General features: G+C 40.4%; 7 protein-coding genes. 5 read left to right on the top strand and 2 right to left on the bottom strand.

Going from position 1 to position 12,477, the window contains the following annotated elements:
* Positions 1-91: 91 nt before the first annotated feature.
* Both OQ267_RS01925 and OQ267_RS01920 read right to left on the bottom strand, forming a co-directional pair.
* Positions 92-1,396, bottom strand: a complete 1,305-nt coding sequence (locus OQ267_RS01925; RefSeq protein WP_265834687.1) for a carboxypeptidase-like regulatory domain-containing protein — start codon at positions 1,394-1,396, stop codon at positions 92-94.
* Positions 1,389-1,967 (bottom strand): RNA polymerase sigma factor, encoded by a 579-nt coding sequence (locus OQ267_RS01920; protein WP_265819317.1) that lies wholly within the window; start codon positions 1,965-1,967, stop codon positions 1,389-1,391. The genes OQ267_RS01925 and OQ267_RS01920 overlap by 8 nt, the downstream gene beginning before the upstream one ends.
* Before the next feature lie 217 nt (positions 1,968-2,184).
* Between OQ267_RS01920 and OQ267_RS01915 the strand changes: the two genes are divergently transcribed.
* From OQ267_RS01915 to OQ267_RS01895, 5 genes are all read left to right on the top strand, one after another.
* Entirely contained in the window at positions 2,185-2,940 is a 756-nt protein-coding gene (locus OQ267_RS01915) for a DUF4197 domain-containing protein (RefSeq protein ID WP_265834686.1), read from the top strand.
* A gap of 122 nt (positions 2,941-3,062) precedes the next feature.
* A complete protein-coding gene (locus OQ267_RS01910; RefSeq protein ID WP_265834685.1) occupies positions 3,063-3,989 on the top strand; it encodes a TolB family protein in 927 nt (308 codons plus the stop codon).
* Between the two features lie 214 nt (positions 3,990-4,203).
* Positions 4,204-4,494: a co-chaperone GroES gene (locus OQ267_RS01905; protein ID WP_010599229.1), complete on the top strand. Its 291-nt coding sequence runs from the start codon at positions 4,204-4,206 to the stop codon at positions 4,492-4,494.
* 119 nt (positions 4,495-4,613) lie between these two features.
* Entirely contained in the window at positions 4,614-6,248 is a 1,635-nt protein-coding gene (groL, locus tag OQ267_RS01900; protein WP_265819314.1) for a chaperonin GroEL, read from the top strand.
* A 297-nt stretch (positions 6,249-6,545) separates the two neighbouring features.
* Positions 6,546-12,473: a PKD domain-containing protein gene (locus OQ267_RS01895; RefSeq protein WP_265834684.1), complete on the top strand. Its 5,928-nt coding sequence runs from the start codon at positions 6,546-6,548 to the stop codon at positions 12,471-12,473.
* The last annotated feature ends 4 nt before the right edge of the window (positions 12,474-12,477 follow it).

The following is a 12,477-nucleotide window of genomic DNA, read 5'->3' as shown; positions in this document are numbered from 1 at the left end:
CAACCATCAATCTGAAATGTTAAAGGTTCGATAAGATGAAATTAAGGTTTTTCTTTGAAGGCTTTTGAATTAATCATCAACGCCAATATGATTAAAACTTCACACTCATTTCAACCAGGTCAGTCCCTTGTTTTGGCAATACCCAATCCGGGCCAGTTTCGATCAGTCGTTTGGCTTCTGCATCAGCCTTTTTATTCAATGATTTTACAATCTTAATGTTAGTTGGCCTTCCGTTCTTTTTAACTTTAAAACCTAAAATAACAAACTGTGATGGTCCTTTAGGATTATAAAGCTTATTGTTATTTTCTAAATACTGTTGATAATCAATAGTAGAAACGGGGATGGGTTTAGTGATTTCTCCGATTACTTTCCCGTCCAGATTTTGTTCAGACCGCAATACGATTTTAGGAGCAGGTACATTTTCCTTTTTTCTGCCATTTGATCTGGTAATCAAGGCCATTTCATTGAGTGATTTGTTGCCGCTTAAAGCTTCCCGAATCATATTAGGGTCTTGAGTGCCCGAGACAGGCGTTTCCCTGTAACCTATGGCATTAATCACCAGGTCTTTGTTTTTGGCATTGCTGTCTGCAGGTAAGGCAAAATAACCATTGGCATTGGTTGCTGTAATTTTATCTGAACCTGCAATTTTTACTACCGCACCCTGAACAGGTAATCCATTTCTTTGATCAACCACATTGCCACTAAAAATAATTTTATCGGCAGCAACAGATGGTGCAGCGGAAGCCATTACCGTATTTTGCTGTTCAGTCATGGCTTCCATTTGGCGTGCAGTAGAAAGGGGTGCCTGTTTAACCTGACTAAACCTTTCATATTGATCGGCTGGCTTAGGTGTTGAAGCTGTTTTTTCTGTAGCCTTAACTATTGGTGCAGCTTTTGTATTTTTGGCTAAATCTCCTGTTTTCGCTTTGGCAATCGCCTGATCAATTAAAGTTGATTTAGTCTGGTCAGCTGCTTTTAATGCCGTATCCTTTGGTTTTGATGTTGCAGCAATTGAAGTGTTGGTGTCTAAATTTACGATAACACCATTTGCCCTCCGGGCGGCGGTTTCAGCATTTCTACGGTTAGTTTCCCGCATAAAGAAAAGAATGCTTACTGCAATAAAGGCAACAGTGGCTGTGGCCGCAATGCTTAACCTTTGTGTGGTAACTCCCCAGAGTTTGCGTTTAACCGGTTTTTGAGAAATGCGATCATGAAGTTGTTTTTGCAGGATAGAAAGCGTCTGTTTGCGTTTCGGTGACTGTTTCAGTCCTTCCAGTGCATCAGCCACGAAAGGATCCTCCAAAGCCTGCCTTTCTACAAAATGCATAGCCTTAGCATCAAGCTTACCATCCAGGTAATCCTCCAGTACATCAATATCTAACCAATCGTTATTCACCACTGTTTTTTTCTATACAAATCTTCAGGTTACGCTTACCATTCTGAATATAACTTTTTACCTTCAGCATATCATAGCCAGTTATGTCGGCCACTTCTTTATAGCACTTTTCTTGTAGATAAAATAAATCTACGCTTTTCCGCTGTTCTTCAGGCAAGGTTTCCATGCACTTTTCCATAATGGTAAGCTGCGTTTCTTTTGTGTTGTCCATATCTAGATGCACCAACTCGCTGTTTTCCACAAAAGTGTCATCAATAGAAACGTTATTTTGCTTCGCAGATTTCCTGAGTGCCATTAAACAATGGTTTCGGGTTAAAACATGAAGCCAGCTTTTGAAGTTCTGCACTTCATGAACTTTAAGCTTGGTTACTAATTCTTCAAAGATTTGCATCACCGCATCTTTGCTTTGCTCTTCATCTTTAAAATAATTTAAACAAACCCCAAAAACCAAATGCATGTATTTATTGTAAAGCGTACCTAATGCATCTAAATTGCCGGTACTTTTATACTCGGCAATTAATTTGGCATCATCTTGCTGGTGATTTCCAGCTGTGTTTTTTATAAACTTCAAAAAATGGGTAGCTATATCAAATAATCTTTCAAGTATAAAAAATATTTCTGAGTGATATGGAATAAACTCATGAATTAAGGAATAGACTTTAATTTTTAAAAACCTTGTCGTTATTAAATATAACATTTGTCAGTCCGTCAAAGTGTTATATTTGAAAAACAAATGCACACTTTAGTTTATGGCAGATCTTTTGCTCCTGAAGGGATAAACACATACAATGAAAAAAATTATTTTATCGGCATCCCTGGCACTTATTTTATTGGCCAACCTGCGGGCAGATGCTCAGATTAAACTGAACGATATTTTTAAAAAGGTTACCGAAAAACAGCGCACTACTTCTTCCACCGGAACACCGAGCCAACTGGAGATTGGGCAGGGAATAAAGGAAGCCTTACAAATTGGTGTTTCAGCCGGAGCTGACCGATTATCGGCAAGAGATGGGTTTCTGGGTAATTTAGCGGTTAAAATTTTAATGCCACCTGAAGCGCAGAAGGTGGAAAAAACATTACGCAGCATTGGCTTAAACAGTCTTTGCGACAATGTTATTTTGAGTTTGAACCGTGCTGCTGAAGATGCAGCCAAAGAAGCAAAGCCAATTTTTATTGCTGCAATTAAGCAAATGACTTTAGCGGATGCCAGCAATATTTTACTTGGCAATAATGATGCTGCAACTTCTTATTTTAAACGTGTAACTACCGCGCAATTGCTTGAGAAATTTAGCCCTGTCGTTAAGAATAGTTTGAATAAGGTAAATGCAAGTAAATACTATTCAGATCTGACTACCCAATATAACCGTTTGCCATTGGTTAAGCCCGTAAGCACAGATTTAACCGGTTATGTTACACAAAAGGCAATAGATGGTTTGTTTATAGAAGTGGCAAAAGAGGAACTCAAAATCAGGGGAAATCTTAATTCACGAAGCACCACATTGCTGCAAAAGGTATTTGGTTACGCCGATAGGAAAAAAGGTTGAAAGAATCGTGCAGGTCATATGCGTTAAGTCTTGTTAAAATCATAAATAAGAGAAGATCCGTGTTTCTATAGCAACCGGATCTTTTTTGCTTTAAACAATTCGTAAAATTGTGGATGATTAAATTGAATTTATATTTAGTGGTAATCGCGGTTACTGGCCTTGGTTTATTTTTGGCCTGTAATGCCAATAACGATCGTCAACAAAAAACTTCAGCAGTTCTAGATACGGTTTCATTAAGCAGTAAAAGTTTTGCCCTTGCATATCAGGATGGTAGTAAAATTGTGGCCACCAGTATTGATACCATGAAACAGATTTCCTTTGGTGGTGCTACGCATCCAGCAATCTCTCCTGATGGAAATAAACTGGCTTATACCGTAACCGATAGCGCAGGTAATAAAAGCATTTGGATTGCGGATATGGAAAGTAAAAGTCAGTTGCAATTACAGGCTGACAGCAAGGACTATGATCATGCCATGTGGTCGCCGGACGGGAAAACTATAGCCTTTAATTTTTTAGATAAGAAACATATTTGGAAGGTGGGGATCATAAAAGCGGATAATACAGGTTTTATCTTGCTGGATAGTAAACCGGCAGATAGCCTGTTTTCACCAAGCTGGAAAAATGAAACTGAATTGGTTGCACACGATCTGAAAAATCTGTATACGTTTAATGTGACTGGAAAGCTGACAGACACAAAGAAAATAACAGACTGTTTTGGCACTGATTATCAATTTTTGAGCAGCAGCCGTTTCTTTTATACCAGTGATGGGAGAAAACTGATTTTTAATGCCAGATACGGGAAGCCTGTTGAAGAATTACATCATCAGGCTGAAGCTGTTTTTATCCTAGAAGCGGATTCGAAAAAAGTAAGCCGCATTTCGCCTGAAGGCATGAACGCGCTGGATGTTTTTGTAACGGCCGATAACCGGATTTTCTTCAGCGGAGCTGAAAAACCATTTAGTCAAAGTAAGATTTATGTTTCCGATTTAAAAGGTAACATTAAAACAGTAGTTGATAAAGGTACCTATCCAACCGCGACATTAAAATAATTTTTTCAAACCCTGCTTAACCCTTGCTCTTTTTAAAGGAGCTTTATAACCTGCAATGTGTGCTATCGCGCCTGCCAAGCTGACACCTTCTATCCCCTGATCATTTATATTTTGACAGTACGGGTGTAAATTTGTCCCTCAAAACCTATTGGCATAAAAAGTGTACTTGCAGGCTTAGTAAAAACTCAAATTAATATAAAAAATAATAAAAGTTATGGCGTTAAACCTAAAACCAATTGCTGGCAGTTCGAACAGAGTAATAGTTGAACCAGCTGCGGCGGAAGAAAAAACTGCATCGGGTTTGTATATCCCTGATACTGCTAAAGAAAAACCATCTAAGGGAACCGTAGTTTCTGTTTCTGAAGAAGATGCTGAAGGTAAAAAAGCGAGTGTAAAAGTTGGAGATGTTGTAATTTATGGTAAATACGGTGGCACCGAGTTTCCTTATGAAGGCAAAGATTACCTGATCATGCGTGAAACTGATATTTACGCTGTTGTAGGATAATAAATAATGATTGAATGACTGAATTTCGAATGCGTGAATTCAGCATTAATCAGGTAACTAATTATAAGATCGGGTATTCAACTATTCTATCACACAATCATTCAAAAATTTAAAAAGAAATGTCAAAACAAGTAAAATATAACGTGGAAGCACGTGACGCCCTGAAACGTGGTGTTGATATCTTAGCGAATGCGGTAAAAGTAACGTTAGGCCCTAAAGGTCGTAATGTAATTATCGATAAAAAATTCGGTTCTCCGGCAATTACCAAAGATGGTGTTACCGTTGCTAAAGAGATCGAATTGAAAGATGCGGTTGAAAACATGGGTGCACAAATGGTTAAAGAAGTGGCTTCTAAAACAGCAGATATTGCTGGTGACGGAACGACTACTGCAACTGTGTTGGCTCAGGCCATCATTACAACTGGTATTAAAAATGTTGCTGCCGGTGCAAATCCGATGGATTTAAAACGCGGTATTGATAAAGCTGTTGCTGCTGTTGTAGCTAACTTAAAAGAGCAATCTCAAACGGTTGGTGAAGACAATAATAAAATCAAACAAGTTGCATCCATTTCTGCAAACAATGATGAGGTAATCGGTGCTTTAATTGCTGAAGCCATGAGCAAAGTGGGTAAAGATGGTGTAATCACTGTTGAGGAAGCAAAAGGTACTGAAACTGAAGTAAAAACGGTAGAAGGTATGCAGTTTGACAGAGGTTATTTATCTCCATACTTCGTAACTAACGCAGATAAAATGGAAGCTGAATTAGATAGCCCATACATTTTAATCTACGATAAAAAAATCAGCAACATGAAAGAATTGTTGCCGGTATTGGAAAAAACTGTTCAGACTGGTAAACCATTGGTGATCATTTCTGAGGATTTAGACGGCGAAGCTTTAGCTACATTAGTAGTGAACAAAATCCGTGGTTCTCTGAAAGTGGTTGCAGTGAAAGCGCCAGGTTTTGGAGACAGAAGAAAAGCCATGTTAGAAGATATCGCAATTTTAACTGGCGGTATCGTAGTGTCAGAAGAAAGAGGTTATAAATTAGAAAATGCTGATTTAACTTATTTAGGTTCTGCGGAGAAAGTGGTAGTTGATAAAGACAATACCACTGTTATTAATGGTGCCGGAAATTCAGAAGATATTAAATCTCGTGTAAGTCAGATTAAAGCACAGATTGAAACTACTACTTCTGATTATGATAAAGAAAAATTACAAGAGCGTTTAGCTAAATTGGCTGGCGGTGTTGCCGTTCTTTATGTAGGTGCAGCAAGTGAAGTGGAAATGAAAGAGAAAAAAGACCGTGTTGATGATGCTTTACATGCTACACGTGCAGCAGTAGAAGAAGGTATTGTTGCTGGTGGTGGTGTAGCATTTATCCGTGCGGTAGCTGCTCTTGCCGATTTAAAAGGTGCTAACGAAGATGAGAATACAGGTATCCAAATCATCCGTCGTGCGATTGAAGAGCCTTTACGTCAGATTTGTGAAAATGCCGGTATTGAAGGTTCTATCGTAGTTCAGAAAGTGAAAGAAGGTACTGCAGATTACGGTTATAACGCCCGTACTGATGTTTACGAAAATTTAATTGGTGCCGGTGTAATCGATCCAACTAAAGTAAGTCGTGTAGCCTTAGAAAATGCAGCATCTATTGCAGCCATGTTATTGACTACAGAAGTTGTTTTAGCAGACGAGCCTGAAGAAGGTGGTGCACCAATGCCTCCTATGGGTGGCGGCGGTATGGGTGGTATGATGTAATATCACTTGTGGCGAAATCATTTCGTATAAAAAAATTCCCGGAGGCTATAAGTTTCCGGGTTTTTTTTTGCCCATGGAATCTTAAAGAAAGTTGCCCAACATTTAGATTAATATTGATTCATTCATTTTGTTCGTCTTCATACTAAAAATTGCAATTATTATACAAAAATATCGTACTTTACATTAATATTTAAGAAATGTGTAAACGTTAGGATGAGGATGAAATCATACAACATTAGAAGGTGTTTGCGCGCTTAAATAAACAGAATTAATCATTCCCCCTACGTGTTTGCGACTATGAAGATCTGTTTGAAACGGAAATGGCCGGTTTTTGTGCTATTTGTTGCGCTGTTTTTTATTTCCTTCGCCGGTTATACACAGATCAACATTGGTGCCGTAAATGCAGGTCCTTTCACCCCCGGAAGCACTATAGCAGTTCCATTCAGCATTGCCAATGGTTGTACGCAACAAGGCAATACGTTTCAACTTTACTTATCTGACCAAAATGGAGACTTTAGTACAGAAAAGTTAATCGGCACTTACTCGGGATTTTATAGTACTTATGTAAATGGGATCATCCCAGCTACAGGAGTGGTACCGGGAATAGGGTATAAGGTAAGGGTAAAAACCACACAACCCGTTTCAGTCAGCAATGCATCTTCGGCCTTTGAAATAAAAGCCGGACCTTCGGTACAAGCCAGGTTGGTAACCTCGTATCTTAATTCCTCAAATAATGAAACCTTTGGCACTTGTGTAAGCAGACCTAATAATTCATTTATCATCAGTAATGAATCTACGGCAACAGCAGCAGTTACAGCGGCTATTAAAAATGAATCATCTGGAAGTACATCAAGCCTCACTTTTACTAATCCCAATCAAACTTTTACGGCTGATCAGACCCACTATACCATTATCGCCACAGCGATTATGCCAAATGGTACAATCGGAACCAAAGCTTATTTACTGGTGAATAACAGAACCATTACCGCATTTGGTACTTCTGGTAATAACATTGTATGCCTGCCCCTAGGCGCGTTAGAATTCAACGTGGATTATACTTCTCCGGCAGGTATTCAGAACAACTTTCCAGGTAACCGTTATACCATTAGCTGGGGAGACGGAAGCCAAACGGTTTATACCTTATGCGATATTATTAATAATTCAGGAAAAGTAACACATCCATATACCAGGTCATCATGCGGTAGCAATTCAGTAACCAGTGCAGGTACCATTTACAATGCATTTCCTGTGACCATAAATGTATCAAATGATTTTTGCGGTACCGTAGGAACACCGGTTTCTTCATCGGCGAAGGTAGTGGTTAAACCCATGAATGCCTTCACGTATCAAACGCCATCCTGTACCAATACGGATGTCACATTTTACAATACATCTATTTTAGGGGAAAATCCGGATACCAATACGCCGGCCTGTGCACCCAACAATGTTACCTATAACTGGTTTGTGGATGGGGCAATTGAACAAGCTAACAAGCCACGTTCATACAATCTTATTACCAGATTTTTAACACATGGCGTGCATACTATTCGCCTGGAATCAAACAGTTCAGGCGCTTGTAACGCCGATCCTGTAGAGATGCAGATTTGTATTCAGGATCCCCCGAAACCAGCATTTTCACTGCCGCAAACCACCATCTGCGCAGGGACTACCTTAACCGCTACCGATTTATCTGTACTGGATAATATTTGTGAAGCGGCCAATACCTACTCTTGGAATGTTTCTCCTGCTGTAACGTATGCGAATGGAACCAATGCATCAAGCAAAGAACCTGCATTTATATTTACGAATCCGGGTATTTATACCATCACTTTAAATATTTCTACCCCATCATGTGGCTTAGTGGCATCTGCCCCGCAAACGGTTATTGTTAACGAGTTACCAACAGCCACACTTTCTCCTGATATTACCCTTTGTAATCTGACAACGTATGATTTTAATAATACCACCACCGGACCAACGCGTACATTAATTTCGGGAACTTATCAGGACCTGTCAGATACCTATACCTGGACAGTTACACCTACCGGATCTGGAACATACAGCTTTACCAATGGAACAACAGCAAATTCCAAATACCCTTCCATAAAATTTGATAATTATGATGAGTACAATATTACCGTTACCCACAAAAATAACTGCGGAACAGTATCCAAAACACAAAAATTAACCTTCAGTACTGCACCAGTGATTAATGCAGGCGAAGATCAAAGTTTATGTTTTACTGGCACCAGTTTTAATCTGGCTGGAACCATTACGGGTACCGTAAGTACCCAGACGTGGATAGGTGGTTTAGGCGCATTTACACCAAGCCGAAATGACCTGAGTGCAGTGTATACTCCAACGGCAGCAGAGAAAGCCAATGGCACCGTAAACTTAATCTTAAGAGCAACCACTACACTGGCACCACCCTGTAATCAGATTGAGGATGAAATCGTATTAAGGATAAAACCTGATATTAGCGTAAACAGTGCAGCAAGAAAATCTATCTGTACAGGAAAAAATGTTGATTATACCCCAACAGGATTAGTTAGCGGTACCACATTTAACTGGACAGCTACCGGATCTGCTAATGTAACCGGAGTTACGGCATCCGGAACAGGTATGATCAATGATGTACTGGTGAATAATGATCCGGTTTCAAACGGAACAGTAACGTATATCATTACACCCCAAAAGGATGGTTGTGATGGCGCTCCATTTAACTTTGTGGTTACTGTTACTCCGAATCCTGACGTGGTCGCTACAGCCGCCAATCAAACCATTTGTAGCAGTACATCTTCTGCCATCACCTTAACTTCGGCATTGACCAATGTTAATTATACTTATAGCAGTGCAGCAACAGGTACCATTACAGGAAACAGCAACCGTCCTGTTGCAACTGCGGCAACTCAGATTAATGATATTTTAATCAATACCGGAACCACTACCGAAACAGTAACCTATACGATTACTCCGGTTTCTGCAGGCGGTTGTACCGGAGCATCAACATCTATTACCGTTACAGTTTTACCAACGCCCACATTAGCCAGTGCCGGGCCGGACGAATCCATTTGTAATGCTTCAACCTATACCTTAAAAGGAAATGTTCCGATGGTGGGAACGGGCAAGTGGACTGTGGTTTCTGCGCCGACAACCATTACTTTTGATGATGATACGAAAAACAATGCAGTAATTTCTGATTTAGTTGGCGGCAACAGTTATACTTTACGCTGGACCATCAGTGATCAGAATTGCAGCAATAGCAGTGATGATGTAGTGATCAGGGTAAATCTCCCAAGTGTTGGTGGCACAACAGGTAATGACTTAACATTGTGCGCCGGTGCAAATAATGGTGCAATTGCTTTAACAGGTCAGGTTGGCGATATCTTAAGATGGGAAATGTCTATAGATAATGGTGTGACATGGGCAGGCTTAAGCTCAAGGGCAAATCCATATGTTTTTTCAAACCTCACGGTAACCACCAAATTCAGGGCCATCGTTCAGAGTTTTCCTTGCTCAGAAGCGCAATCATCAGTAACTACTATTACCATTAATCCAGCAACTGTAGTTTCAAATGCAGGTGCAAACCAGAGCTTATGTAGTGGCAATACCATTATTTTAAGCGGAAATGATCCATCACCTAATACTGGTTTATGGACCCTGGTTTCCGGGCAAAGTGATGTGGTGATTGCTGATCCAACCTTGTTTAATACCCTTGTAACAGGATTAGTGCCCGGACAAACTTACCGGTTCAGTTGGGCCATCTCCGGATTTACAGGTTGTCCGCCATCAGTATCAGAAACAACAGTTACCTATTTTCTACCTGTAACCAATAGTGTTTCTACGTCTGCTATCCCTGTTTGCTATGGGCAGAGTACAACGATCACCGGAAGTACGCCGACCGGAGGAAATGGTACATATAGCTATCAATGGCAAAGCAGTATTGACGGGAATACATGGTCAAATATATCTGCTGCAACCAGTAAAGACCTAACTTTAACTGTAACAGCTTCTGCTTTCTACCGCAGATTAGTTAACAGCAATATCTGTACATCAGAAAGCAATAGCGTTGAGGTGATTGTTTTACCTGCATTAACCAATAATACGATTACTGCAGATCAGACCATTTGTATAGGCGCTGCAGCAGCACCGCTAACTGGTTCTGTGCCGGGTGGCGGAAACGGAACTTACACTTACCAATGGCAAACCAGTTTAAACGGAACGACCTGGACGGATGTGTCTGGCGCAACTGACATCAATTTTACCCCTCCTGTACCTACAGCAACAATCTATTACAGGCGAGCTGTAGTTAGTGGCTCTTGTTCTGCAATCATCAGTAATCAGGTTAAAATTACAGTAAATCTACCTGCAAAGGCAGCGTTTACTTATACTATTGATAAAGGCTGTGTTCCTTTTGAATTGAGCACGGCCAACATTACTGCAATCGCTTATCCGGATCGGAATGCTACTTATACCTGGTTTGCCAACAATGGGCAAATTGGTACAGGTATTAATTTTCCAGGTTATACCATTCCAGGTGAAAATCAATCTGTAGTGATCAAGTTGGTCGTCACCAGTAGTTTAGGCTGTAACAGTGATGAGTTTTCTCATACTTTTTCAACCCGGCAAGATGTTACAGCAGCTTATACGCAAAGCGTTACAGAAGGGTGTGGCCCACTTAATGTGCGGTTTACGAATACTTCAAATTCATTAACTGCAGCAACTTTTAGATGGGATTTCGGTAACGGAACGACTTCTAATCTGGTTCAACCTGAAGATGTAGTTTACCCTGCCGATTTAAATGGGAGAGATATCACTTATACGGTAACAATGGAAGCGACTACACCTTGTGGCGTAAGCAGACAAACCTCTACGGTTTTAGTGAAAGCAGCACCGATATCAGTTTTTTCTCCTGATAAAACAGCGGGATGTTCACCCTTTACGGTTACTTTCAGCAACACTTCATTAGGAAATAACAGTAGCTATACCTATGATTTTGGCGATGGAACAACACTTACAAAAACGGATAAAAGTAATGTATCACACACCTACAACACCATCGTTGTAACAAACTATGTGGTGAAAATGACTGCTACTAACGAATGCGGAACCAATGAATCTTCCTACAACATTAATGTGGCACCAAATGATATTACGGCAGAAATGGTGGTCAATAGTAGTCAGCTGCGGGGTTGCGCACCTTTAAAAGTTGATTTCTTTAATAATACCAAAGGTGCCAATACCTTTGTGTATGACTTTGGAGATGGAAGTACGGTAGTGAGAAATGTTGCTCCAGAAGTCGTTTCGCATACCTTTACAACAGCCGGAAAATATAGGGTTACACTTTATGCTTCCAATGATTGCTCAAGTGCCTCAACCGTTGAAGAAATTGAAGTGTTGGCTCAGCCCGAGCTCAGTTTTACTGCTGATAAAACCAGTGGCTGTGATGGCTTAACCGTGAATTTTAAGAACAACAGTAAAAATGCCATAGGCTACCTTTGGGATTTTGGAGATGGAACAACATCAACGGCTTTTGAACCCAGTCATACTTTTACCGGAGCAGGTAGAAATTTTATTGTAAGCTTAACCGCAACCAACATTTTGGGCTGTACCAATACCATTACCCTGGCTTCGCCGATTAGCGTGGTGGCACCTCCGGTTGCCGGCTTCGCCGTTTCACCTGGCAATGAAATATCAATCCCGAATTATTCCTTTGGTTTTAAAGATACGAGCACCGGATCAGTAAGCTGGGAATGGACATTTGGAGATGGTGCTGTTTCAACACTGCAAAATCCAAATCATACTTATGGCAATGAAGGTACCTATACCGTTACGTTAAAAGTGCTTAATAAGGAAGGCTGCAACTCTACCACGGTGCAGTCGGTTAGGATCATTGGTGTGCCCGGGTATTTAAATGTTCCAAATTCATTTATGCCGGCAAGCGCGAAAAATGAAATCAGGGTTTTCAAAGCAAAGGGCCGTGGGATTAAGGAATGGACCATGTCTGTCTTTAATAAATGGGGGCAGCTTCTATGGGAAAGCTCGAAGCTGGACGATGGCGCACCCTTGGAAGGGTGGGACGGAACGTATAACGGAAAAGAGCAGCCACAGGGTGTTTATTACTGGAAGATAGAGGTTAAGTTCATTAATGGCACCGAATGGAAAGGGATGACATATGATTCATCATCCCCAAGGAAAACAGGAGTAATATATTTAATAAGATAATGAT

Origin of the sequence: Pedobacter sp. MR22-3 (assembly GCF_026240075.1) — a bacterium.
In the GTDB taxonomy this organism is placed as follows: Bacteria; Bacteroidota; Bacteroidia; order Sphingobacteriales; family Sphingobacteriaceae; genus Pedobacter.
Note: the sequence above shows the minus strand (reverse complement) of the source record. Positions and strands in the feature narration are given on the sequence as shown.